20 protein-coding genes are annotated in these 24,492 nt (G+C 43.3%); 9 read left to right on the forward strand and 11 right to left on the reverse strand.

Translation table 11 applies throughout. From position 1 onward, the window contains the following. Nucleotides 1-34: 34 nt before the first annotated feature. The 5 genes from G9X63_RS05980 to G9X63_RS06000 are packed head-to-tail and all read right to left on the reverse strand — an operon-like array spanning nt 35 to nt 7,097. A complete protein-coding gene (locus G9X63_RS05980; protein WP_252621897.1) occupies nt 35-1,075 on the reverse strand; it encodes a lactonase family protein in 1,041 nt (346 codons plus the stop codon). Then, entirely contained in the window at nt 1,072-4,110 is a 3,039-nt protein-coding gene (locus G9X63_RS05985) for an efflux RND transporter permease subunit (protein ID WP_252621899.1), read from the reverse strand. The genes G9X63_RS05980 and G9X63_RS05985 overlap by 4 nt, the downstream gene beginning before the upstream one ends. Nucleotides 4,111-4,112: 2 nt before the next feature. Beyond that, nucleotides 4,113-5,156 carry an efflux RND transporter periplasmic adaptor subunit gene (locus tag G9X63_RS05990; protein ID WP_252621901.1) on the reverse strand — a complete coding sequence of 348 codons (1,044 nt, stop codon included), beginning with the start codon at nt 5,154-5,156 and terminating at the stop codon, nt 4,113-4,115. After that, a complete protein-coding gene (locus G9X63_RS05995; RefSeq protein ID WP_252621902.1) occupies nt 5,156-6,478 on the reverse strand; it encodes a TolC family protein in 1,323 nt (440 codons plus the stop codon). The genes G9X63_RS05990 and G9X63_RS05995 overlap by 1 nt, the downstream gene beginning before the upstream one ends. Before the next feature lies 1 nt (nt 6,479). Then, nucleotides 6,480-7,097 (reverse strand): TetR/AcrR family transcriptional regulator, encoded by a 618-nt coding sequence (locus G9X63_RS06000; protein WP_252621903.1) that lies wholly within the window; start codon nt 7,095-7,097, stop codon nt 6,480-6,482. A gap of 80 nt (nt 7,098-7,177) precedes the next feature. Here G9X63_RS06000 and G9X63_RS06005 point away from each other — a divergent pair, with 80 nt between their 5' ends. From G9X63_RS06005 to G9X63_RS06015, 3 genes are read left to right on the forward strand one after another with little or no spacing between them, the layout of a single operon-like run. Next, the gene (locus G9X63_RS06005) at nt 7,178-7,591 is read left to right on the forward strand and encodes a VOC family protein (protein WP_252621904.1); all 414 of its coding nucleotides are present in this window, start codon (nt 7,178-7,180) and stop codon (nt 7,589-7,591) included. Next, nucleotides 7,591-8,559, forward strand: a complete 969-nt coding sequence (locus tag G9X63_RS06010) for a zinc-dependent alcohol dehydrogenase (RefSeq protein WP_252621905.1) — start codon at nt 7,591-7,593, stop codon at nt 8,557-8,559. The genes G9X63_RS06005 and G9X63_RS06010 overlap by 1 nt, the downstream gene beginning before the upstream one ends. Then, nucleotides 8,556-9,743 (forward strand): MFS transporter, encoded by a 1,188-nt coding sequence (locus G9X63_RS06015; protein ID WP_252621906.1) that lies wholly within the window; start codon nt 8,556-8,558, stop codon nt 9,741-9,743. Before G9X63_RS06010 ends, G9X63_RS06015 begins: the two co-directional genes overlap by 4 nt. A gap of 74 nt (nt 9,744-9,817) precedes the next feature. On the opposite strand, the gene G9X63_RS06020 is transcribed toward G9X63_RS06015, so the two are convergent. After that, complete coding sequence (locus G9X63_RS06020; protein WP_130895468.1) at nt 9,818-10,156, reverse strand: hypothetical protein; 339 nt, start codon at nt 10,154-10,156, stop codon at nt 9,818-9,820. Between the two features lie 340 nt (nt 10,157-10,496). Here G9X63_RS06020 and G9X63_RS06025 point away from each other — a divergent pair, with 340 nt between their 5' ends. The 4 genes from G9X63_RS06025 to G9X63_RS06040 all read left to right on the forward strand — a co-directional run bounded on the left by G9X63_RS06025 (nt 10,497) and on the right by G9X63_RS06040 (nt 16,927). Beyond that, on the forward strand, nt 10,497-12,995 hold the full coding sequence (locus G9X63_RS06025) for an outer membrane beta-barrel protein (protein ID WP_252621907.1): 2,499 nt from the start codon (nt 10,497-10,499) through the stop codon (nt 12,993-12,995). 2 nt (nt 12,996-12,997) lie between these two features. Then, nucleotides 12,998-14,209, forward strand: a complete 1,212-nt coding sequence (locus tag G9X63_RS06030) for a T9SS C-terminal target domain-containing protein (protein ID WP_252621908.1) — start codon at nt 12,998-13,000, stop codon at nt 14,207-14,209. Nucleotides 14,210-14,332: 123 nt separating this feature from the next. Then, the gene (locus G9X63_RS06035; protein WP_252621909.1) at nt 14,333-15,391 is read left to right on the forward strand and encodes an alkaline phosphatase family protein; all 1,059 of its coding nucleotides are present in this window, start codon (nt 14,333-14,335) and stop codon (nt 15,389-15,391) included. Nucleotides 15,392-15,469: 78 nt separating this feature from the next. Then, nucleotides 15,470-16,927 (forward strand): inorganic phosphate transporter, encoded by a 1,458-nt coding sequence (locus G9X63_RS06040; protein ID WP_252621911.1) that lies wholly within the window; start codon nt 15,470-15,472, stop codon nt 16,925-16,927. Nucleotide 16,928: 1 nt separating this feature from the next. Here G9X63_RS06040 and G9X63_RS06045 read toward each other — a convergent pair whose 3' ends face one another. Together G9X63_RS06045 and G9X63_RS06050 are read right to left on the reverse strand one after the other, a co-directional pair. Then, a complete protein-coding gene (locus tag G9X63_RS06045; RefSeq protein ID WP_252621913.1) occupies nt 16,929-18,089 on the reverse strand; it encodes a TIGR03364 family FAD-dependent oxidoreductase in 1,161 nt (386 codons plus the stop codon). Between the two features lie 179 nt (nt 18,090-18,268). Continuing rightward, a complete protein-coding gene (locus G9X63_RS06050; RefSeq protein WP_252621915.1) occupies nt 18,269-18,643 on the reverse strand; it encodes a hypothetical protein in 375 nt (124 codons plus the stop codon). 213 nt (nt 18,644-18,856) lie between these two features. Here G9X63_RS06050 and G9X63_RS06055 point away from each other — a divergent pair, with 213 nt between their 5' ends. Beyond that, complete coding sequence (locus tag G9X63_RS06055; RefSeq protein WP_252621917.1) at nt 18,857-20,314, forward strand: inorganic phosphate transporter; 1,458 nt, start codon at nt 18,857-18,859, stop codon at nt 20,312-20,314. A gap of 59 nt (nt 20,315-20,373) precedes the next feature. Further along, the gene (locus G9X63_RS06060; protein ID WP_252621919.1) at nt 20,374-21,567 is read left to right on the forward strand and encodes a porin; all 1,194 of its coding nucleotides are present in this window, start codon (nt 20,374-20,376) and stop codon (nt 21,565-21,567) included. 36 nt (nt 21,568-21,603) lie between these two features. Here the strand turns inward: G9X63_RS06060 and G9X63_RS06065 are convergent, their stop codons facing one another. From G9X63_RS06065 to G9X63_RS06075, 3 genes are all read right to left on the reverse strand, one after another. Next, a complete protein-coding gene (locus G9X63_RS06065) occupies nt 21,604-22,773 on the reverse strand; it encodes a glycosyltransferase family protein (RefSeq protein ID WP_252621921.1) in 1,170 nt (389 codons plus the stop codon). 1 nt (nt 22,774) lies between these two features. After that, nucleotides 22,775-23,575, reverse strand: coding sequence for a UDP-2,3-diacylglucosamine diphosphatase (locus tag G9X63_RS06070; protein WP_130922596.1), 801 nt, complete (start codon nt 23,573-23,575; stop codon nt 22,775-22,777). Nucleotides 23,576-23,652: 77 nt separating this feature from the next. Further along, a complete protein-coding gene (locus tag G9X63_RS06075; RefSeq protein WP_252621923.1) occupies nt 23,653-24,372 on the reverse strand; it encodes a pirin family protein in 720 nt (239 codons plus the stop codon). Nucleotides 24,373-24,492 lie beyond the last annotated feature (120 nt).

Genomic DNA, 24,492 nt, shown 5'->3' on the forward strand with positions numbered 1-24,492 from the left:
ATTTTTTTGCTAATTTTCTGTCCTGATTAAGCCGTTAGCGAATTAGCAAGCTAACGGGTGATTTGACCAAAATATCTTGGTGGCTGTCTTTTAGTGATCCAGTTTTGTCGTCGAAGTGAAACACCTGCACGCGGTCTTCTTCTTGACTCGCGACTAACACAAATTTGCCCGAAGGATCGAAGGTGAAGTTGCGGGGGATTTTGGCCACGTTTTGATGGAATACCCGGGTTAATTTTCCATCTGCTTCGATCTTAAATACCACGACTTGATTGCTAGAGATGCGGTTAGAGGCCATCAACCATTTTCCGTTCGGCGAAATATGGATGTCCGCGGAGCCTTTTACTTTAGCGGCAGAAGTATCAGCTGGGATGCTTTGAATTTTATTCAATTGCGAACCTTTCACGGCGAAGACATCCACATCCGAACTCAATTCATTCAATAAATAAGCGCGATCGCCTTTCGCATTGAAACGAATGTGGCGTGGGCCGTTGCCTGGGGTGATGTTTATTTCTTGGGGACTTTCTGCTAAAAGCCCGTTTGCTAAAATCCGATGCGCATAGATCTTATCCGATCCTAAATCCGTCACAATTAACGTATTTTGATCAGGAGAAAGGGCGACCATGTGAGCGTGGGCACTGTTTTGGCGGTCCTTATTTATACTGGAACCTGTGTAGGCGATGTATTGGGCTAAGGGCTTCAGTCTGCCGTTTGCCGTTTGGAAAACGCTCACACTTCCGCCCGAATAGTTTGCGGTATAAATCGTTTGAGATTTTTCGCGGTACAAGATGAAGCAGGGGTGATCGCCGCGGCTTAATTCGGTGTTGATGGCCTCGTATTTTCCATTGCGTCTTTGGAAAGAGGAAATGCTGGCTTTTCCGTCGCCCTCTTCCGAAACGGAGAATAAGTAGTCGCCTGAAATAGCCTGGTAGGATGCCGCAGGTGAGTTTAAAGTATAGCTTTTGGAAGCTTTACCGGTCTTCGCATCCCAATTGAACACCTCAATGCCGGGGTTGCCTTTGGACGTATACGAACCAATAATCAGTTGCGGAAGGAGTAAAATCGTGCTCAAAGTCATATCGCTGGAGGGATTAATTTGTAAACTACCGGGGTCACGATGCGGGATAGGAGGGTGGAGCTAATCAGTCCACCGATCATCACGATCGCAAGCGGTGAAATAAGGGGATTTGTGGATATCGCGATGGGGATAAGGCCCCCTATCGCTGTCAAAGTTGTCAAAATTATCGGTAAAAAGCGAACTTCACCGGCCTCGCGGATGGCTTGTTCCATCGGCATGCCCTCTGCGCGCAACTGGTTCGTGAAATCCACCAACAAGATGGTATTTTTCACCTCAATACCGGCCAGCGCGATCAGTCCCACCGTCGCCACAAACGATAGCGGCGTCCCGGTAAACCAAAGTGCTAAAAGTGCCCCCACGATCCCTAATGGAATCACGGAAAGTACAATTAAGGTGCTCTTGAACGTTCCAAACTCGAGAATTAATACCGCTATAAAGAAGAAAATAGTCACTAAAATGATCGTCCCAAAACCACTGAAACTCTCGTTCGCGCTCTCTACTTCTCCACCCATCTCGAAATGATATCCGGCTGGAAGTGCCATCTTCTCCAGGTTTTTCTCAGTCTCCGCGATCACCTCGTTGTTCAAAAATCCTTTCTCCACAAATGAACTCACTGACACCAAACGATTCTTATTCAAGTGACTAATGCTCACAGGCGACGTTTGCAATCTGACCGAAGCCACCTGGCTCAAAGGAATCGCAGTTCCTTGCACGTTATTCACATATAGGTTATAGAATACTTCCAGACTCGGGTGTTTTGGATGTGGCTTCGAAACCACAATCGCATATTCCTTGCCTTCTTTGTCCGTCATTTTGCCCAAATCAAAACCGGCCACCACCAAACGAATCATCCGGTCGATGCTGACCGTTGGGATGCCTAGCATGCTGGCTTTTTCCTTGTTGATATCGAATTTGATGTCCGATTTCAGGTTTTTCAACGGGTTCTTCACGTATATCGTGCCTTTCGTATTCTTCAGCATCGTTTCGACGCGGCTGGCGATTTGGCGTAGCGTATCTACGTTATCCCCTAAAATACGCACCTCCACCGGAGCTACCACCGGCGGGCCTTGCTCGAAGTTTTTCACCTCGATGGTCGCAGCAGGATAGTTCGTGTATTTGGTGCGTAATTTCTCGATCAGGTTGATTTTCTCGTCATCACCTAGGTCATCCTGCAATTGGACGAACAAGTTGCCGTAATCAGTTCTGTCATTCAGCGGAATCGCGTTATAATAAATTCGAGGATTTCCTTTGCCTACATTCACAGAGACGTATTTTACTTCGGGCAGCTTGCGCAAATCGCTTTCGATTAGTTTGGAAACCGAATCCGTATAGGCCATATTCGACTGCAAGGGGCTGAAAATATTGACCATAAACTGCGGTTTTTCAGACGCTGGGAAAAGACTGAATCCTACGACAGGGAAGAGTCGCAACGAAGCCGCAAAGATGACAAGGGCGATCAGCAAAGTCGTTTTAGGGCGAATAATTGCCCAATCTAGCAAACGAGAATAAGACCCCGAAATCAGCTTTTTCAACACCCGCATGAATAAATTTCCTTCTGGATTTCCCTGATGGGATTTCAGAATGCGGCTTGATAAAAACGGTACCACCGTCAACGAAACCACTAAGGAAGCCACGATACAGAAAATCACCGCCATCGGAAGACTGCGGATGAATTCGCCGGACGCTTCTGGTAAAAATACTAAGGGCAAAAAGGCGATAATCAAGGTCACCGTGCAACCCAAAACCGCCATTCCTATCTGATTCGTTGCCTTTAAAGTTGCGTCTAATCGGCTGTGTCCTTCGCGCATCCAGCGTTCAATATTCTCTACCACCACGATGCTGTCATCCACTAAAAGGCCCAGTGCTACGACTAAACCCACGATACTCAGCTGGTTCAGGCTGTAGCCCATGATGTTTAACAAGATAATTCCGATCGCTAAGGATAGCGGGATCGAAATCATCACGATGGAAGCGGCGCGTAAACCGAGCGGCAATAAAGTTAATGCCACTAATAAAATGGCGATGATAAAGTCCTTCAATAGGCCGCTAAGGCGGGTATTGACGTTTTCGGCTTGGTCGAAATTCACGACTAAGTCGATGTTCTTCGGCAAAGTCTTCTTGAATTGGGCGATCACCGGTTCGTAAGCGGCCTGGGTTTTCGCGATGTTTTCGCCGGATTTTTGGGCGGCTGTCACGAATAGACAGCGGTTCTGGTTCAAGCGCGTGATGTGATTTTCTGGGGCGTAGTCGAAATAGACTTTGGCCACATCCGACAACAGCACGTTTTTCCCTTGATAGGAGAACACGATCGTGTTTTTAATCTCGTCGATGTTCTGGTAATTCCCTGATGTGAGGATATTAAAAGACTTCGAATTTTCCACGATACTTCCGCCGGGAATGTTCGCGATTTCACTTTGGATTGCTTGTAAAACACGTTCTGGCGAGACCTGCATCTGCGCCATCTTTTCGATGTTCAAATCGATCTTCACCTGCGATTCTGGCAAGCCGGAAATCGTCACTTTCTTCAAGGCGGTTACTTTCTCCAAATCCTCTTGAAGACGTTCAGCCGTGATTTTCAGTTGGTCCAAAGACGCATTGTTCGAAATCAGCGCCATCTGCAACACGTTCGTGCCAGACGGAGTGGCTTTCTGAGCCTCGAGTTTGATGACCTCTTTAGGTAAATCCCCTTTCAGGCTGTTTAGCTCGCGGACGATTTCAGAGTATTTTTCGTCCACGTTCACGCCGTATTTATAATAGACCGCGAATACCGCCAGGCCATCACTAATCGTGGTGTTAATCTTGCGCACGTTCTCCAGTTCGTACAATCTTTTCTCGACCGGCTTCACCACTAGTTCCTCCATGTCGTCCGGACTCGTGCCCGGATAAACAGCGATAATAGGGAATTGAGGGGCATTCATGTCCGGATCTTCCGCCCGGGGCATCGTCATAATCGTGACAATCCCCACGACCACGACCATCAAAAACATCGTGAGCGTAAATTGGTAATTCTTTACCGCGTAGTTAGCTATCTTCATAATTAGCGGACGATTTTAATGGCTGAACCGGCGTCTAAATAGGCATTTCCGCTGGTGATGAGTGATTTTGCGTCTTCCAAACCTGCAGAAACAAATACCTTCCCGTGGTCAATACTCGAGATCTGAATCTTCACTTTCTCCGCCGTTTTACCGTCTTTTGTGATGAACACATAACCCTCTGTCGCGTTTCCATCCAAAATCGCATCATATGGAATCACCCAGGATTTAATCTGTTTCCGCGGACGAATTTTCGCTTTCCCAAAAAGCCCCGCCGCCAGCTGCGCTGTCGGCGCACCACTGATGCGCAAACTCACCCAAAGCGTCCCCGTCACCGGATCCACTCCCTCAGATTTTGCTAAAACAGACGCGTTAAAAGTCTTCCCGTCAGCCGCATCTAGCGTTATTTCCGCTGGATCTCCTGCCTGCGTCGCCGCCCAATCACGATCGCTCAAACCCACTTTTAACACCCAATTTCCTTTGTTTGCTCCATTCAATAAAACGACCGGAGTTCCGGGTCCTACGACCTGGCCGTCGTTCGCTAATTTCTTCAAAACAAAACCTGATTTTACGGCTCTGATTTCAGCATAGCTTTGGTTGAACGCGCCCGCATTATAGGCCTGCTGTGCGATCTCTAAACCAGTTTTTGCATTTTGGAATTGCTCCAAAGTCGCCACGCTATCGCGGTACAAGTTCTTCGCTCTTGCGTGATCGCGTTGTGCTTTTTCGAGCATAATTTCCGCTTGCTGCACCTGCGCCTTGATTTCGGTTAGGTTTAGGCTGGCCAATAATTGACCCGCTTTCACGGCATCGCCTTCTTTTACGAATACGTGCTGAATCACGCCACCTATTTTGAAACCTAAATAGGTCTCATCTTCCGTCGTGAAGACGCCAGAAGCCTGGATGGGGCGGGTGATGGATTCTTGTTGCAGGGAAATCACGGAAACCGGGATGACGTCGCTGGCTGTGGTAGCCGCGGCTTCCTTCTTCTTAGAAGAACAAGCGGAGAATACCGTGATAAGGGAAATAAGTAGGCAGATCTTTTTCATTAGAGTGGGTAGCTAGCCGCTTCGCGCTCGTAGGCGGCAGCGGCGATTAATACGTTGAATTGTTTTAATTGGTAGTTGATTTGGGCGTTCATCCATTGATTTCTGGCGTCCACCGTTTCTAAATAGGTGCTCACGCCCTCTTTATAGCCCTTTTCGATGAGGCGTAAATAAGCGGCGGCCGCCTCGTAGGATTTCGTGGAGGCCTGAAAGCTAACGATCGAAGATTGTACGTTCTTTTGGGCGATTTCGGTAGCCATATTAAATTGCTTTGTGCTCAAATCCAACGCATTTTTCGCGGAGGCGATATCTAATTGCGTCTGTTTTACCTTGTATAGGTTTCGCTTCCCCGAAAAAATGGGAATGTCCATTTGTAGGCCAAAGAAATAGTAGCCACTCTTCGAGCTGATGTTATTTAACGTAGCCTGCGATCCCAAGTTCACGAAACCATTTAGCTTAGGCAGATAAAAAGACTCATTCATTTTTAAAACCGTCTCTTGGATATTGATCGATTTAGAAAGCAAGGATAATTCCTCTCGAACACCGGGAACCACCGAATAAACTCCGGCCACTGCTTTCTCGACTTCGAAATCGATGCGAATTTCAGCGCGCAATTCGCGGTTCAATAAGAAATTGAAATAGTATTGTGCCGCCTGATTTTGTTTCACTGCATCCGCGATTTGTGCTTGAATGGTGGCGATTTCACTGTCTGAACGCAGTAAATAGGCGGGTAAACCTTTGCCGTTTGCTAGCAGCTTTTCGTTCACCTTTTTACCTTCCAGCGCCAGATTGAGGCTGTTTTCGTAGACTTTTACTAAACCTAAGCTGAGCAAATAATTATAATAAGCCGTCTTGATTTGCTTGACTAACTCACGCTTGTACAGGGAAACGTCTTCGCGTTGCAGGCTGAGGGATTGCTCTTGGATTTGCTTGTTATAGCTGATGTCCTTATTGTAAAGCGGCATCGTGGTTTGTACTTTCACGTCGTAAAAGTCGCGGGGAAAGAAATTCGTTTCCACGTTTGCAATCTGCGGGAAAGCGGTACTTTTCGTCAGCGCATTCAGCGTCGAATACACCGGATTCAATAAATCGCCCACCGGGAAAGCGATGCTACGACCACCCTCGCCACTTTGGTAGCCACCTTGGAAGGCGACGCTGGGTTGGTAGAGGCTTTGGGCTGTTTTCAGGGCGATCATCGCCTTTTCCACCTGGATGGATTTCTGTTGCAGCGTGATGTTTTGTTGAAAGGCCGTGGCGACGTATTCGTCAAGGACGGACTTTTGGCCAAATAACGGCAGCGCAAAAAGGAGTAATAAATATTTCATGTTAGGCTTTTTTCATCGTTTTCAATAACCAATCCAGCGACTCGTGCATCGTATTTTCGACTTCTTCCGCCGCTACTAATTTGTCTAATCGCTGGCGAATCGAGAGGGAGACCAGGCCGTGCACCATACTCCAAACCGCCATCGCCACCGTTTCCACTTTGGCAGGGACTACTAATCCTTTGTCCATCGCATCTTGCACGATCATTTTCAAGGCCTCTAATGCTTGATCACCACTCGACCAACCTGCGCCCATATCGATTAAGGCGGACATGGGGGCCTCCTGAATGAACATCAAATCATAATATTCCGGATATTCTAGGCCAAAATTCAAGTAATTCACACCCATCTGGTGCAAGCGTTCGATAGGATCGCTGATTAAGGCCAAAGCGATATTTTGCTCCAACATCTTCTTAAATCCTGACTCGCAGCAGTAAAATAAGATCTCGTTTTTATCCTTAAAATACAGATATAGCGTCGTGGGGCTATATTGTATGCGTTCAGCAATCTTCCGGACGGACACTTTGCTGAAGCCCTCTTCCACGAACAATTTCATCGATTCCTCTAGGATCAAGGATCGAATCTCTTGTTTTTGTTTCTCTTTTCTAGCGACTATTCCCATGTTTGCAAAATTACACCGTAAAGTTAATTAACAGTGTTAAGTTTTCAAAATTTAGTATTTTGCAACAAATTCCAAAAACTATGAAAATCAACTTTATCCATAAAATCCAACACATCGGGATTCCCGTGCATAACATGGAAATTTCCATTCCCTTCTACGAACGCCTCGGTTTCGAGAACGTGATGGAATCGCCCTTTGAGTTTGACGGTGGTTTTGGGACGTGCGTGATGATGAAAAATCAGGAGGTGATCGTGGAGTTATACCAAATGCCGGAAAAGCAATTAGCCGAAATCAAACAACGCAAAGTCGGTCACATCGACCATTTCGCGATCGACGTAGAGGATGTAGATTACGCTTTCGAAGCCTTGAAGAAGGCAGGATTTGATATTATCGAGAAAGAGCCCACTTTTTTAGCTTTTTGGAAAAACGGCACGCGCTTCTTTAATGTCAAAGGCCCGAACGGCGAGATCATCGAATTCAATCAGATCCTGTAATGAAAGCGGCCGTTCTCGTAAAACCTTTGCAAATCGAACTAGTTGATCACCCTATCCCAAATCCAGGTCCCGGCCAGCTGCGTATTCGCTTGCAGGAAGTGGGTATTTGCGGATCGGATATACATTATTTTGGGGGCCATCGTCCGTTGCCTGAACCCACCATCATCGGCCACGAGGGCTGGGGCTACATCGACGCGCAAGGTGAGGGCGTGAATCGCGAACTAGGAGAAAGAGTCGTCATAGACCCTAATGCGCCTTGCGGAGAATGTAGCTATTGCGCCCGCGGACAAGCTACGGTTTGCCCGAATAAACGCACCATCGGTCTAAACGCCCCCGGTTGTTTCGCGGAATACGTGCTGATTCCGGCAGATTTCGCTCACAAACTGCCAGACTCTATTACCTCGAAAGATGCTGTGACCATCGAACCCACGGCTGTTGCTTACAATGCATTAAAAAAAGCGTCGCTCACGAAAGGCGATGCCATCTACGTCCTAGGCCTTGGAGCCATCGGAATGTTAATTACACATCTAGCGGTGCAACAAGGTTTACACGTCTTCGCGACTGATTTGAATCCCGTTTTGCAGGAGAAAGCATATGAATTCGGGGCCCTAAAAGGTGATTGGAAAGCGGAAGACATTCGTGTGATTTTCGAATGTACGGGTTCGGCGGCTGCTACTACACAGCTTATTGCTGATGCTCCGCGCGGTGCCAGTGTGATTCTCTTAGGCTTATCCGAAAAGCAGGCTAGCTTTACCCCCTTGGATTTAGTTCGCCGAGGCATTTCGATCCAAGGATCTTTGATCTACGATCATCCAGAAGATTTCCAGTCCGTGATTCAGCTGATCAAAGACGGAAAAATTCAACCGCATAAAATCATTTCAAAATACATTCCTTTAGCGGAAGTACAGGCTGGATTACAAGCGGCTACTGACGGACATCCGGGAAAAATAGTCGTTCAAATCGTATGAAAAACTCGATGTCTTGGCTCCAAATAGGCGTAGTCTCCCTCTGCTTTTTGCTCAATTTCAACGACGGAATAGACGTTTTGCTTGTTTCCTTTGCTGGCGAACACATCATGAAAGAATGGGGTTTGAACAATGCGCAGCTAGGTTACGTTTTTTCGGCGGGATTAGCGGGGATGACCGCGGGCTGTTTCTTGATTGCCCCTTTGGGGGATCAATGGGGAAGGCGTAAGGTGTTTTTAGGTTCTTTGTTTCTAATCAGCGTGGGCATGTTGCTAGTCTATTTCGCTCCATCATTAAATGCATTGCTGGTTTTCAGATTCATCACCGGTTTAGGCATTGGTGGAATCCTCCCTAATCTAGCCACGGTTGCCTCTGAGTTTTCCACCGATAAAACCCGCGATTTCAATGTGGGGATTGTGCAAGGAGGTTGGCCTTTGGGAGCGATTTTAACGGGTTTTGTGGTGGCCTGGGTGTTCCCGCTTTTAGGCTGGCGCGCGACCTTTTTGATCGCGAGTGCATTCTCGTTTGCGCTTTTACTCTTAGTCTATTTCTTCCTGCCAGAATCCCCGGGATTCGTGCCGGAATCGAAACATAGTAAGACGAAGATAAAAGAACTCTTTACTTCAGAATACAGAACCGCCACACTCTTACTTTGGACCGCCATTTTCTTCGGCTTTTTGACTTTATACACTTTGATCAGCTGGGTACCTACGCTCGCCAAACAATCCGGCATGCCCTTCGAACTCGCCACCTACGTGGGGATGACCTTGAATTTTGGGGCCTTTACAGGCGTTTTTGTGATGGGTTTAGCGATTAGTCAAATTGGCATCAAGAAAACGATGACTCTTTTCTTCATCATCGCCTTTGTGTTGATGAATTTTTATGGAAATGTGAAGCTGGATTATGTGATAAACCTGACACTGGTCTTCTTCATCGGCTTTTTAGTGCAAGGCGGATTTAATAGTTTCTATCCAGCCGCAACACGCATTTACCCAGCGGCAATCCGTTCGACGGGGGTGGGATTAGCGATGGGGGCGGGCCGTTTTGGAGCAATTTTGGGACCCACCGTCTTTGGCCTACTGACTGATAGTGGGATGTCCGTGGCAGGTCGCTTTCTGATTTTCTCGCTTCCTATTTTGGTGGCTGTGTTTTTATTGCATAAAATCAAGAGCAAAGAACTCAGTTAAAAAGAAAAAGGCGAACCACTGGTCCGCCTTTTTACCCCTTAATCTTTCACTATAATTTGTTGATGTTGGGTAAATTAGTTCATCGCGACGATATCGCGCTTCACTTCCGTTTTGATCGTAAACGACTTAGAAGTGATCACGTTTTTACGCATATCTAACACGACCATACGGTAGCTTCCGTCAGATAATCCCGCTAAATTGAACAATTTTTGCGTTGTGATAGCTTCCTTGTGAATCTCGTTATTTTCTCCATCGTAGATGACGACCGTGGCTCCTGCTTTGACAGACACCATATATTTCAATTTACCTACAGATTCGATGTTCACGGGAAGCGATAATTCTGCTCCAGTAGCGGCAGAAACGACAAACAGGCTGGCTGCGAAAAATAGGGCAGCAAATGTGTACTTTTTCATAATGCTTGATTTTAATAAACTTAGGCGGAATGATTTCCGTTTGTTGACTCAAAACTAGTCCTTTCGCATTACCTGCAAATTAAATCCGTGTTAATTTTCACTTTTCTAAGAAAGTTCTTCTATAAAAAATGCAAAAACTTGAAATAGTACCATAAAACAGTGTAGAAAAGTGAAATTTTATTCGAAAAATCTCTATGTTATGGAATTATTAAGAAAGTCACTTCTATTTAACAAGTAGATAACAATAGCCTAACAATGGCTTAATCAATTCAGATTGGGTGAGATCTAATTTTGTGCCATGATTAAAACATGTCAACATTATTCGTATCACACCAATTTTATGAAACAGTCATTTAAGTGCCTCATTTTAGTTCTATTATTTCCATTTATCGCGTTTTCTCAGGTAAATGTGACCGGAGTAGTTAAATCTTCTAAAGAAACCCTAGTAGGAGTAACCGTTTGGTTGAAAAATCCATCAACAGGTAAAAATCAAGGAGCATCTACTGACATCGACGGAAAGTTTACTTTTGCTAATGTAGCCCCAGGAACTTATACCTTAAGCTCTAGTTATGTTGGTTTTAAAGAGTATGCAAATGCTGCATTTAAGGTAGCGAATGAACCGGTTTCGGTTACGATTGAGTTAGAAGAAGACAGTAAGTTATTAGCGGATGTCGTAGTGAAGACGGTGGCTAAAAAAGAAACGGCTACTGCCTTGATCAATACATTAAAATCTAGTTTCATCGTGGCGGATGGTCTTTCCATTGAGTCTATTAAGAAGACACCCGATAGAAATGTGAGTGATGCCTTGAAGCGTGTGAGTGGTGTAACCATTCAAAATGATAAATTCGTATTAGTACGTGGTTTAGCGGATCGTTATAACTCTGCTTTATTGAATAAGACACAATTGCCTTCCACAGAGCCAGATCGTCGTGCCTTTTCATTTGACATTATTCCTACTGCTTTAATTGATAACATTATTATTAACAAAGGCGCTGCAGCAAACCTTCCTGGTGATTTTGCAGGCGGTTTAGTACAAATCACGACCAAAGAAGTTTCAGGCGATTTTGCCTCTGCTTCTTTAGGTGTAAGCTATGGCTCTCTTTCTACTTTCAAGGATTTCAAATTAATTGAATCTGTTGAATTCCCTTCTACTTTCCCTTCCACAAACGCTTTCAGAATTAGTGGAAATGGTGACAAGCGAGCATATACGAAGTTGATTGCGACTCCTGGTATTACAGAGTCTTCTAGCCTTCCTAACTTCAATGGGAGTGTGGCTTTTGGTGTAAAAAGAAATAACTGGAACGTATTATTTAGCTCTACAGCGAGAAACACGTTTTCTTCCTCTACGACAGAGCGTATTGATTACTTATCTTCCACTGACTTAGCTTACAAATACAAGGATATTAACTTCTCGCAAACGAAGTCCCTAAGTGGCTTATTGAATGTGGTTTATTTGGGCCAAAACCGTTACAGCTGGAAGACTCTAGCTAACTACCAAACAGAAGATTATTTCTTGAATAGAACGGGTGAAAATTACGATAACGTACAGAACATCTACAGTAATTCATCTAATGCCATCCGTAAAATGGTGGTTAATACGCAGTTTGACGCAAAAATCAAGACTTGGGATTTTAACATCGGATATAATTTAATGCTTCGTGATCAACCTGATTACCGAGTTAATCCTACTGCTTCGTATTTAAACTCAGGCAATCCTTATTTGACTGCTTGGAGAGACACTTACCGTTTCTGGAGTGTGATGGATGAAAATGCGGGAAATGCAGCGATTAATAAATCCTTAGGGGATTTCAAAGTAGGGGTAGGATACTTGAAGAAATACAGAAACTTCAAAGCCCGTGTATTCCGTTACGAAACCATTGACATGTTAGGTGAGGTAACGAATAATACGGATCGTTATACGGCTGATTTCGACTTAGCGAATGGATTTGTGATGTATGAAAAAGAGATGGGATTATTCAAGTTGAATACGGGTCTTCGTACAGAGTATAACCTCTTTAATATCGCAACGGCTGACTTTAGTGGTCAAAAAGTGAATGTGGAAAGAGAATACTTAGATCTTTTGCCATCCTTAAACTTAACCTACTCTGCGACGGAAAAAACGAAATGGAGAACATCGCTTAGCAAAACCTTAGCGAGACCAGAGTTCCGTGAAGTTGCGAATTTTGCTTACTATGACTTCGTACGTAATGCGCAGTTATTGGGTAATAAGGATTTGGAAAAGTCAGATATCTACAACATTGATTTCAAATGGGAATTATATCCAAAAGCGGGAGAAATCTTCTCAGTGGGTGTTTTTGGTAAGAAATTCATTAAGCCTATTGAGCAAATTGTAGCAGATGGTTCTGTTCCTTCTAATCTAGCTTTAACGTATACGAATCCACCATCTGCTTTAGTCTATGGCTTGGAAATGGAATTTAGAAAAGCGATTAACTCTTGGTTAGATTTATACTCTAACATGGCGTTGATTCAATCGGAGGTAGAAGTTCAAGGGGTAAAACGCCAGCTTCAAGGCCAATCTAATTATGCATTGAATGGAGGTTTGAACTTCCACAAAGGAAACAATACGATGAATTTAACCTATAACCGAGTAGGCGATCGCATCGCTTCCGTAGGTTTCCAAGGTTACCCAGATATTTTTGAAAATTCAAGAGACGTTATTGATATCGTTTTCTTACATAAGTTTTCAAAAGGAGAAATTAAGTTAGCGGTGAGCGACATCTTAGCTCAGCCTACTACTTTCTACCAAAAGCCCTCACGTGATTTAATTAAAACAAACAACGAAACATCTGTTTCACTCACCGTTAATTTCAATTTATAGACATGAAAAAACTACTTGTTTTCATTTTAGCTGCGACAGCCACCTTTAGCTGTTCAAAAGATTTAGGAGGCGAAATCGCTCCTATTAATGTGCCTTCCACCACAACCTTGAGTGGAAACATTACAGCCACTACGACCTTAACTGCGGATAAGGAATGGACATTAAAAGGCTACGTTTATGTAACCGATGGAGCTACCCTTATTATTCAACCGGGTACTGTTATCAAAAGTGACATCTCAGAAAAAGGTGCTTTATGTATCGAAAGAGGTGCAAAAATTCAAGCAGAGGGAACAGCTGCAAAGCCTATCGTCTTTACGTCTGGTAAACCAGCTGGCGAGCGTGCTCCAGGCGATTGGGGTGGAATCGTCATCTTAGGAAGAGCGAAGACGAACCGTACCTCTGAGCCTACTATCGAGGGCGGTATTGGTCGTGCCTATGGTGGAACGGATAACGAAGATAACAGCGGCGTGATGAAATATGTACGTATTGAATACGCAGGTATCGCGGCATTGCCTAACTCTGAAATCAATGCCTTGACTTTCGGAGCGGTAGGTAGCAAAACTGTCATCGAGAATGTACAGACGATTTATGCGAATGATGATGCATTTGAATTCTTCGGAGGAACGGTTTCTCCTAAGTATTTGTACGCTTTTGCGACAGCTGATGATGATTTTGATTTTGATTTTGGTTTTACAGGTAAAGTATCCTTCTCTATTTCAAGACGCGACCCAGCTTTTGTAGACACGGGTGATGCGGGTAATGGAATCGAATGTGATAATGATGGAACAGGTTCTGTCGCTACTCCATTCACACGTCCAGTTCTAGATAATATGACTTTAATTGGGCCAAATAATGCAGCAGCACTTTCTAATCATAATTTAGCGATGCGTTGGAGACGTGCTACTCAATTCGAAGTAAGCAATTCCACATTCATTGGATATATGAAAGGTGGATTCAGTTTAGAAAGTAACGAAACGGCACAAGCCTATAAGGATGGAGTTTCTACTTTCAAAAACAACAAGATTGGCACTTACACGCCTAATGCAGCTTTGAATTTTATCAGTAAGTCAGCTGTCATTACTTCTGCTGATGTAAAGACGAAGGCTTTAGCTGATGGTAATTCGGAAATCGAATCGACAGATGCCGAGATCTTGAAATTGGAAAAACCAAGCTGGACTACAGGCTGGACACGTTTCCCAGTAAAAGGTCAATAAGATAATATATTGGTGTAATACAGAAAATGCCGGTGAGATTCTCATCGGCATTTCTTGTTTAAACGGGACAAGAGTGAAATTCTAATTATTTGTCTAACTTAGCCCTACCTTTTAAACCAAACGATGAAACAGCTACTTTACTTATTTTTCTTTCTTCCGTTCTGTATTTTGGCTCAAAAAAATGATTCTGATGCCCGCGTCATCGTCATCACGACAGATGGCTTTCGTTGGCAAGAATTATTCAACGGTATCGATACTTCCCTTGTGAAAATGAAGCGCTTTCATCACGGTGACTCTGCTCGGTTAATCGCCCAGTATTGGTCTCCCTCTTTACAAGAAAGACGTAAAAAATTGATGCCTTTTTTCTGGGGGAATTTAGCTGCTTCTGGCCAGTTGCATGGAAATAGAAAAGAAGGAAGTCAAGTAGACAATGCGAATCCCTATTGGTTTTCATATCCCGGATATAGTGAGATTTTAACGGGTCAAGTAGATACGGCGGTGAATTCAAATGAGTATAAGCCTAATCCGAATACGAACTTTTTTGAATACTTGAACTCCTTACCAGCCTATAAAGGTAAGGTGGCCGCTTTCGGAGCTTGGGATGCTTTTGATCGTATTTTGAATGAGAAAAGAGCTGGTTTTCCGGTGGTTAATGCCTTTGATTCGTATCCAGAATTAGAGAAAGATCCCGAGATGAAGTTGTTATCGAAGATGTTGAAAGAATCGTTCAAGCCTTTTGGTATGGCAGAATCATTAGATGCATTTACCCATTTCAAGGCGATGCATTATTTAAAAAAGAATAAGCCGAAAGCACTCTATATTTCATATGGAGAAACGGATGAATTTGCGCACGAAGGGGCTTACAATCACTATTTAGATGCGGCTCATCAATTTGATGCGTGGGTAGGAGAGATTTGGGATTTTGTGAATGCTGATCCAGATTATAAAGGGAAGACAACCCTTTTAATAACGACGGACCACGGTCGCGGAGATGCGATTAAATCACAATGGACATCCCACGGCGATAGTGTAAAGGATTGCTACCAGATTTGGTATGCGATGATAGGGGCGAATGTTCCTGCTTTAGGCGAAGTGAAATTGAAAGAACAAGTCTATCAAAAAGACTTAATTCATAAGGCCGCAAAAGCTATTGGAGTCACATTTAAGAGTGAAGTAAAATAGGGATTTAACAATTCCTTAACACGTGTATTTCAATTGTCCCTTACCTTAGAGTAATCATATTTTTACCATCAATTGGCTATGTTCGGATTAGATCCTACTTTGTTTTTTCTGCTTTGCTTTTGCTTAATTGCAGCCTGTGCATTTGAATTTGTGAATGGTTTTCACGATACGGCTAATGCCGTTGCCACAGTCATTTACACCCATTCCTTACGTCCAACACAAGCTGTTGTTTGGTCTGGATTTATGAACTTCCTTGGTCTATTAACCGGTGGTGTGGGAGTTACGATGAGTATTATCGGACTACTGCCTACGGAGTTACTTGTCGATACGAATGTCTACCATTCGATGGCTATGGCCCTTTCTTTGTTAATTTCAGCTATTTTATGGAACCTAGGGACTTGGTATTTAGGCATCCCTGCTTCTAGTTCGCATACTTTGATTGGTTCGATTATCGGTATCGGTGTAGGTCATGCACTGTTACCAGAAGATTCAAACAAAGGGATATCCGCATTGAATTGGGATAAAGTGATCGAAATAGGTCAAGCCTTGTTGTTATCGCCATTGTTTGGCTTTGCTTTGGCCATTATCTTAATGTATATCTTAAAGAAAACGGTGACTAATAAGGAGATTTTCAAAGAGCCTAAGAAAAAGTCGCCGCCACCAATGTGGATTCGCTCTTTACTAATCGCTACTTGTACCTTGGTCTCCTTTTTTCATGGACGTAATGATGGCCAAAAGGGAATCGGTTTAGTGATGGTTATTTTGATTGCGTTCTTACCTGGTTATTTTGCCATCAATACGACCTTAGATATGCAAATGGTGAAGTCAAGTTTAGCGACTGTACAAACTATTTCTGCTAAAATTGATACGATTCCCTTATCTTCAAAAGAACGAGATGGATTAGCGCAATTGAAAAAATCTTCAGCAGATTTATCTATCATCACCGCTCAAAACTTGAATCCATCTACGCTTTCGACAGATCAAAAATTTGCGATTCGTAAGGCCGCATTAACGATCAATAAATATTCAAAAAAGTTGATTGAGAGCGAGTCAGTGGCACTTTCAGATAACGATAAATCAGCCTGGAAAAAGGCAACTGCTGGTTCTAAAGCGCCATTTTTCACCTTAGGAGCTTCCTCCAGTACTGGTATGGCAGGTGTAACTGATTTTGCCCCTAATTGGGTGATGTGGATGGTAGCTTTGTCACTTGGTCTTGGGACTATGATCGGCTGGAAACGCATCGTCGTAACGATTGGGGAGAAAATTGGTAAAGACCACTTGACGTATGCACAAGGGGCTTCGGCAGAATTAATTGCCTCTCTTACGATTGGTTTAGCTACGGCATATAAGTGGCCTGTTAGTACGACTCACGTATTAAGCTCAGGTATTGCGGGAACGATGGTTGCACAAAGAGGTATCAAAAATCTTCAAGGTGGAACGGTGAAAAGTATTGTATTAGCTTGGGTTTTAACCTTGCCCGTAACCATTATGCTTTCGGCCTTGTTATTCTTATTCTTCCGTTGGATTACGGGATAGATTAAATCGAGTATAACTGTTGAATGTACTCATAGGTAAACCCAGGAGAGGTGGTAACGCCTTTCCCGCCTATACCATTTACAATATGTATGACTTGGTCTATCGTTTTGGTATAAACCTCTGCCTGTTTAGCCTCTAAGTAGTGGCCGATCCAGTTAGAGTCTAATTCCCAAGAGTCTAGTGTAACTATTTTTTTAGCTTCGCTCAATATTAACTCATTGATTTCAGCACTAATTTCAAAGCCTAATGGTGACTCATCGCTAGCTGAAACGTATTCGTGAGAATCCCCGAGGATAATAGATCCATCTTCTGCTTGTTTTAATAAAATGTGGATTCCCTTGGATTGAAGTACTTTTTGTTCATCAGAGGTCTTCAATGTAGCATAGGAAGGACAGGATTTGAAACTTTCATATCGTCTGATGGAAAGGCCTGACAATAAATTAGCGCTGAATTGTATTCTTTGTGGGACTAATCGCATCATCTGTAGTTTGCAGATTCTTACATCAGTCGCTGGGTAATGCTCTGGTAGTAAAAATTGGGTGTCGTGCCCATTCGCTAAAATCACCTGGTCTCCCCAAAATGTTTGTTTTTTAGAGGTACTAATCATCGCAATCCCCCGCTTTTTTTCTACTGATATGACGGGGCAAGAGGGATGGTAGTGTAGTCCCAAGTATTTAATTAAAAACTCTCTCAATTGATGCACTAATAACACGGGGTTGATGGATGCCTCTTCAGATAGGAATAATCCGCCTTTCACATATTCTTTATTTAAGGCTGGATTTTTTTCAAGAGTAACATCAGCAGAGAATACCATTGAGTCGTAATCTAGAGATTGAAATTGACTAGCCATTTCCTCTAAAACTGCCATTTCTTGCTCATCTGACGCGATATACCAAGAGCCATTTTTGGTCAATGAAATAGCGGATTCCTCTTGTAGTTCTTTGTAAATTTTTAGTGATTTTCTCCCTAATTGAAACCATTTATCAAGCGATTGTCCGGAGGGTATAATTTGGCCAAAATTGCGTATGCTAGCTTCGTGTGGTTGACTATCTTTTTCTAATAAGAGAACGGATTTGCCCTTTTTTAAAGCATGGTAGGCACAAAAAGTGCCTATTATTCCTCCGCCTACCACGATTAAGTCGTATTTTCTATTTTTGATCATTTTCGAACTTTCTAGGCACTCTTTTGAGGACAAAAGCGTGCATCATTTCTATCAAAAATAGTACTTACATATTACCTAGATGTTAAGCCAAATTCATCAAATTATTATGAATTTCCGGGATGAGACGAAACGAAAAAAGGCAGGAAATCCTGCCCTTTGAACGTTAAATGTAGTTTTATTTATTTTTTGGCTTTAGGAGTACGCGCTCTAGGCTTAGGCTTTGTAGCGGTTGCAGGTGCCTTTGGTTTAGCTGGGCTCTCTTTTGCAATAAGAGCAGCAAGTAATTTTGCTTTCGCTAGTTTTTTAGCCTCCTTTTCTTTCTTTTTAGCTGCTTTTTCTGCCTTCTTTTTAGCGTCTTTCTCCGCTTTGTGTTTCGCTTTAGCCTTTTCTTTCTCTTGTTCTGCGATCAATTTACTGTATTTTTTGACCACCGAAGTAATAGACTTTTCCGTCTCATTAAGGACTTTTTTGGCGTTTTTTTCAGTTAAACCTTTCAGCTTTGGAAGAATGGCTTGAACTAGTTGGTCGGTTAATTTTTTATTATCCTCACTCATTTTATTGGGATTATAGTTGTCGTCAAACTTATGTAAAGATTTCAGGAAAAGAAACTTTAATGCAGTAAGTTTTAATCAAATACAGAAAATTTAATATTGGCTTTTCGGTGTGATTAATAATTAGGTAATATTCAATTAACAATTCCTTAACATTATATTAGATGGGGTTCCTTATTTTTGCATTGCAATTAGCACCAATATAAACCTTTAAACATGTTCGGATTAGACCCAACGCTCGTATTTCTACTGTTTTTCTGCCTTTTTGCGGCCTGTGCCTTTGAATTCGTAAACGGATTCCACGATACAGCAAATGCAGTAGCCACTGTTATTTACACGCATTCTTTGCAACCTACGCAAGCTGTAGTTTGGTCTGGTTTCATGAACTTCTTAGGTCTTCTGACGGGAGGTGTAGGAGTGACCATGAGCATTATTGGGCTATTGCCCACCGAACTTCTCATGGACGCTGATGTATACCATTCCATGGCCATGGCATTAGCGTTATTGCTTTCTGCGATTTTATGGAATGTGGGAACTTGGTATTTTGGTATCCCTGCTTCAAGCTCACACACGCTTATCGGTTCAATTATAGGTATCGGGGTAGGACATGCCTTGTTGCCAGAAGCTTCAAACAAAGGAATATCGTCTATTAACTGGGACAAGGCTATTGAAATTGGACAAGCACTACTTTTGTCGCCATTATTCGGTTTTGCCGCGGCTATCATTTTGATGTATATTTTAAAGAAAACTGTTAAAAACAAAGAGATCTTCAAAGAGCCTAAGAAGAAATCACCTCCACCCATGTGGATTCGCGCTATCTTAATTACGACCTGTACGTTAGTTTCGTTCTTTCATGGTCGTAATGATGGCCAAAAAGGGATCGGTCTGGTTATGGTTATCTTAATTGCTTTCTTGCCAGGCTATTTTGCTGTTAATACAAACCTTGACTTGGTTCAAGTGAAGGAAAGTTTAACCACAGTGCAAATGATCACTGCCAAAATTGATACCATCCCGTTGTCGGAAAAAGAACGGGAGAGCTACCACAAATTAGTCAAGTCTTCTACTGCTTTGAGCGCGATTATCGCTACAGGAGTAACACCTAAGACATTGACTACAACTCAAAAGTTTGATATTCGTAATGCAGCTTTGACGATCAACAAGCAATCAAAGAAATTACTAGAAAGTGAATCAGTGGCTTTATCCTCTGGAGATAAGAAAGCATTAAAGAAAGCTACGCAAGGAGACAAGGCTCCATTCTTTAGTTATGGAAATTCCTCTTCATCTGGAATTGCTGGAGTAACGGATTTCGCACCAGCTTGGGTGATGTGGATGGTTGCCTTATCCTTAGGTTTAGGTACAATGGTCGGCTGGAAACGTATCGTAGTAACGATAGGCGAGAAAATCGGAAAGAATCACTTAACCTATGCGCAAGGTGCATCAGCAGAATTAATCGCTTCCTTAACGATTGGTTTAGCAACAGCTTATAAGTGGCCAGTTTCTACGACACACGTTTTGTCTTCAGGTATCGCTGGAACGATGGTAGCTTCAAAAGGTATTAAGAACTTACAAGGAGGAACCGTTAAGAGCATTGTTTTAGCTTGGGTTTTAACCTTGCCGGTAACGATTATTTTATCTGCTACCTTATTTGTTTTATTCCGCTGGATAGCCGCATAATAAACATTCATGGGGGATTCGAATAGGATCCCCCTCTTTTTTACAAACACCAATATATCATGAAAAAAAATCTTCTCCTAACAGGAGTCTTGGCTTGCCTTTGCCTGATTTCTGCCCAGGCACAAACTGCTCCAGCCCCTAAAAAATGGTACGATTCTTTCTCCATTCGCGGTTATGCACAAGTTCGCTACAACCGACTTTTTGAAACAAATCCGAATCTAAAATCAGAACAAGGCGATAAAAGCATTGGTGATAATGGAGGGTTTTTTGTTCGTCGTCTTCGAATCATATTTAGTGGCCAAGTAAGTGAGCGTGTCTATTTCTACATCCAACCGGATTTTGCGAGTAGCGCCTCTTCTACTTCTCTTCATTTTGGACAGATTCGGGATGCTTATTTTGATCTAGGTTTAGATGCAAAAAACGAATTTCGTTTTAGAGTAGGACAAAGTAAGGTCCCTTTTGGCTTTGAAAACATGCAATCCTCTCAAAATCGTTTGCCATTAGACCGTAACGATGCCTTGAATAGTGCCGTATCTAACGAACGTGATTTAGGAGTATTCTTTTACTGGGCGCCAGCATCTGTTCGTAAATTATATTCTTCATTAGTAGCGGATGGATTAAAAGGGTCAGGTGATTATGGCGTTTTTGGTTTAGGTGCTTATAATGGCCAAACAGCGAACAAGCCTGAATTAAACGACGCGCCTCATATTGCAGCACGCCTTTCTTATCCGGTTCAGATCAAAAATCAAATCATTGAAGCGAGTATTCAAGGCTATTCTGGTCAGTGGGTAATGGCCTCTGATCAATTAAGTGCAGGGGTGAAAGCAAAGGCTGACAAATCATATTTAGATGAGCGTTATGCTGCGAGTTTTGTGCTATATCCTAAGCCCTTTGGAATTCAAGCTGAATACAATGTGGGTACAGGACCAGAATTTAACAAAGCAACTGATGCTATTGAGAATCAAAAATTATCTGGTGGCTACGTGACCGCATCCTATAAAATAGATTGGAAAAAACAGGTGATAATCCCATTCGTACGTGTTCAGCATTATGAGGGAGGGAAAAAGCACGAATTAGATGCACGTAGTTACCGCGTGGATGAAACAGAACTAGGGATAGAATGGCAACCAAACAAAAACGTTGAGCTAGTTGCCATGTATACCATGGCGACAAAACGAGCAGAGGATTTCAAACTACAAGAAAACTTGCAATCAGGGAACATGCTCCGCTTGCAAGCTCAGGTTAACTTCTAATAGATAGAGGCCAGCGATTTCGCTGGCCTTTTTAATTTACTGTGACCAGCGGAATCTTCGTCTGCCCAGCATCCCGGATAAACCCGTTCCTTGGTTTTGGCCAAAGTTTGCCACATAAACTGGCTGAGCAATTAAATCACTTAAATGACCCGCCATTAAGCTTTGGGATTTGTCCACCCATTCTTGGTATTGATCTTTCACTGAAACGTGAGAAGGTAGGTAGTTCTTGAAAATGCTTAAATCGAAAGAAGTGGCACCAATTCCTGCGCCTGACATCTCGCCGTCAAACGCATTGATCATTTGTTCAATGTGATTAGGCACCGGAACCATCATCGCTGGTTTGCCTAGGTACATCGCTTCAGCAACGGATTCAAAACCGGCGGTAGAAATTAAGCCAGCACATTCCGTCATTTTCGCCAAATAATTCTTCGCATCAATTGGATGAAAAGTCAAGGAATCAGAATAGTGGTAGGTTTCTTTTCGGGCGGGATTATCCCAAAAGCAATCCAACTTTACCTCCGGATTCGCGTTTGACCACGCCATGATATCTTCTGATAAACGGAAGTGCGTTAAATACGCTAACCAACGCTCTCCCGCTTGCGGAACGATGCTTTTTACTTGCTGGCGCAATAGGGGAGGAACCACCTCAATCTTCGCGTCGTTATCGATCGGGCGGAAAGATAAGCCTAACAGCTTCTTCGAACCGATCGACGTGATCATCGTATTCATATTTAAAAGCATCCGGTCGATCTTCTTCTCTGGAATACTTTCGAAATGCTTGTTCAATAGAAGGTATTGATGACCCACGGACATCGTGGGGATTTTGGACCCCGATTTTAATTTATATAATCCCGTGATGGACTCATAGAAGTTCACGATTCCGTCTGGTTGCAATTCATTCACAAACGCCTCTAGTTGTGTAGCGCTTTTCCAAAAAGTCTTGAAATTCGTGAAAGCCTGCGCCGCTGTTTTAAAAAGTTGCACCGATTTTCCATTCCCAAAAATAATGGACGGACTCTCGTATTGTAGCACCGGCGTATCTCCAATAAAGTCAAGGAAAAACGACGGTATTTTACGTCCCTGAAAAGATCCCACTGCATAACCGATCACTTCGTGACCCGCCTCGCGTGCAATTTGTGTGAAGGAGATCGCTTGCGTTAAATGCCCGCGACCCTCGCCTTGTACGGTAAATATGAACTTTCCCATCTTACACAGCGATTGCCTCGCCTAAAATTTCGTTTAACTCTGCTTTCAAATTATACAGCGGGAATTCGATGATTTGCCATTCCCCCTGGTGTGTTTCCACTAAGGCCGTCAATGATTCCACCCAGTCGCCAGAATTCATGTAGGCGATTCCGTCGATCATTTTGATTTCAGCCTTGTGAATATGGCCACAGATGATGCCATCCGCGCCTTTGGCCTTCGCTAACTCCGCTAATTTCTCCTCAAAATCCGAGATGAAGTTCACCGCAGCCTTCACTTTCTGCTTAATCACCTGTGATAAAGAGTAATAAGGCTTGCCTTGCCACGTGCGGTATTGATTATACCATTTATTCAGCCACAACAAGAACGTGTAACCGATATCGCCTAAATAGGCTAGCCATTTCATTTGGCTGGTAATGCTGTCGAAAATATCGCCGTGAGTGATGAAGTATTTCTTGCCAAAACTCTTCAACATATAGTCCTGGCGAATCGAAAACTGCTTTCCAATTTTCAACGGAAGTACTTGCTCTAAGAAATCATCATGATTGCCGCGCAAATAAATCACCTCCGTATCCCACTTGTCCATCATCTTTAATACACAACGGAAAAAGGCCGTGTGCTTCTTCTTCCAGCTGCCTCCTTTTTTCAGTTGCCAGCCGTCGATAATATCGCCGTTTAAAATGAGTTGGTGGCACGAATGTGCGCGTAAGAATTCGTTTACCTCGGCTGCTTTAGCTCCCTTGCTACCTAAATGCAAGTCTGAGATGACGATCGTTTTGTAGGTGGGTTGTGAATGATGGCCCATGTTTGCCTATTTGGTTTACCAAAAATAGGCCATCACTTTAACCTCCCTATTAAGAGAATATTACTCTATTGTTAAATCTACCAAACCATTGGTACCTCAATCAACAACACCTTCGTGCCCGCTGTTGAAGCCTTTACTTCAATGGTTTCTGTTTCGGAAATCCCGATGGCATCCCTACGTCCCAGTTTCTCGCCAGCCACTTCAATTCCGCCTTCAATCACAAAGACAAATGCCCCTTGCTGTGCGCCATGCAACGCATAACTCAGGCTCTCACCTTCCGAAATTTCAGTCATGTTAAAATACGTATCTTGATTTACCTGCAATGAATCAATGTCCGTGCCCAGTGGCGAAACCACCGTCTTCCATTGTCCCTTAAAATCGGCTGGATTGTACGTGCGCTGATCGTAGCGCGGAGTGATATTTTTCAGCTTAGGCATGACCCAGATTTGGAACAGTTCCAAACCTTCTGTTTGACTCGCATTAAACTCCGAATGGTAAATCCCAGAGCCTGCAGACATAATCTGCACATCCCCCGCATTAATAATGCCATTCGTTCCCATCGAATCCTCGTGCGCCACCGCGCCTTTCATCGGAATGGTTACGATCTCCATATTATCATGCGGATGTTTGCCAAAGCCCATCCCCGCCGCAATAAAATCATCATTCAGTACGCGCAACGCACCGAAATGAATGCGCGCCGGATTATAATAACCAGCAAAGCTAAAACTAAAAGCGGTCTTCAACCAGCCGTGATCGGCGGTTCCGCGGGTGTGAGAGGGGTGTAGTTCGGTTTTCATAAGACAGTAAACAGTAGTCAGTATCCAGTAAACAGTAGTCGGTAGTCGGTAGACGGGTGCAAAGTTCGAGATTTATTATCTTTTCTCTATACTCTCTACTCTATAATCTACTAAAACCAA

Source organism: Aquirufa antheringensis, assembly GCF_023921165.1.
Lineage (GTDB): Bacteria > Bacteroidota > Bacteroidia > Cytophagales > Spirosomataceae > Aquirufa > Aquirufa antheringensis.

What these genes read in the sequence shown, in the direction of transcription:
- G9X63_RS05980 (WP_252621897.1), bottom strand. Translation starts at nt 1,075, where the DNA reads ATGACTTTGAGCACGATTTTACTCCTTCCGCAACTGATTATTGGTTCG.
- G9X63_RS05985 (WP_252621899.1), bottom strand. Translation starts at nt 4,110, where the DNA reads ATGAAGATAGCTAACTACGCGGTAAAGAATTACCAATTTACGCTCACG.
- G9X63_RS05990 (WP_252621901.1), bottom strand. Translation starts at nt 5,156, where the DNA reads ATGAAAAAGATCTGCCTACTTATTTCCCTTATCACGGTATTCTCCGCT.
- G9X63_RS05995 (WP_252621902.1), bottom strand. Translation starts at nt 6,478, where the DNA reads ATGAAATATTTATTACTCCTTTTTGCGCTGCCGTTATTTGGCCAAAAG.
- G9X63_RS06000 (WP_252621903.1), bottom strand. Translation starts at nt 7,097, where the DNA reads ATGGGAATAGTCGCTAGAAAAGAGAAACAAAAACAAGAGATTCGATCC.
- G9X63_RS06005 (WP_252621904.1), top strand. Translation starts at nt 7,178, where the DNA reads ATGAAAATCAACTTTATCCATAAAATCCAACACATCGGGATTCCCGTG.
- G9X63_RS06010 (WP_252621905.1), top strand. Translation starts at nt 7,591, where the DNA reads ATGAAAGCGGCCGTTCTCGTAAAACCTTTGCAAATCGAACTAGTTGAT.
- G9X63_RS06015 (WP_252621906.1), top strand. Translation starts at nt 8,556, where the DNA reads ATGAAAAACTCGATGTCTTGGCTCCAAATAGGCGTAGTCTCCCTCTGC.
- G9X63_RS06020 (WP_130895468.1), bottom strand. Translation starts at nt 10,156, where the DNA reads ATGAAAAAGTACACATTTGCTGCCCTATTTTTCGCAGCCAGCCTGTTT.
- G9X63_RS06025 (WP_252621907.1), top strand. Translation starts at nt 10,497, where the DNA reads ATGAAACAGTCATTTAAGTGCCTCATTTTAGTTCTATTATTTCCATTT.
- G9X63_RS06030 (WP_252621908.1), top strand. Translation starts at nt 12,998, where the DNA reads ATGAAAAAACTACTTGTTTTCATTTTAGCTGCGACAGCCACCTTTAGC.
- G9X63_RS06035 (WP_252621909.1), top strand. Translation starts at nt 14,333, where the DNA reads ATGAAACAGCTACTTTACTTATTTTTCTTTCTTCCGTTCTGTATTTTG.
- G9X63_RS06040 (WP_252621911.1), top strand. Translation starts at nt 15,470, where the DNA reads ATGTTCGGATTAGATCCTACTTTGTTTTTTCTGCTTTGCTTTTGCTTA.
- G9X63_RS06045 (WP_252621913.1), bottom strand. Translation starts at nt 18,089, where the DNA reads ATGATCAAAAATAGAAAATACGACTTAATCGTGGTAGGCGGAGGAATA.
- G9X63_RS06050 (WP_252621915.1), bottom strand. Translation starts at nt 18,643, where the DNA reads ATGAGTGAGGATAATAAAAAATTAACCGACCAACTAGTTCAAGCCATT.
- G9X63_RS06055 (WP_252621917.1), top strand. Translation starts at nt 18,857, where the DNA reads ATGTTCGGATTAGACCCAACGCTCGTATTTCTACTGTTTTTCTGCCTT.
- G9X63_RS06060 (WP_252621919.1), top strand. Translation starts at nt 20,374, where the DNA reads ATGAAAAAAAATCTTCTCCTAACAGGAGTCTTGGCTTGCCTTTGCCTG.
- G9X63_RS06065 (WP_252621921.1), bottom strand. Translation starts at nt 22,773, where the DNA reads ATGGGAAAGTTCATATTTACCGTACAAGGCGAGGGTCGCGGGCATTTA.
- G9X63_RS06070 (WP_130922596.1), bottom strand. Translation starts at nt 23,575, where the DNA reads ATGGGCCATCATTCACAACCCACCTACAAAACGATCGTCATCTCAGAC.
- G9X63_RS06075 (WP_252621923.1), bottom strand. Translation starts at nt 24,372, where the DNA reads ATGAAAACCGAACTACACCCCTCTCACACCCGCGGAACCGCCGATCAC.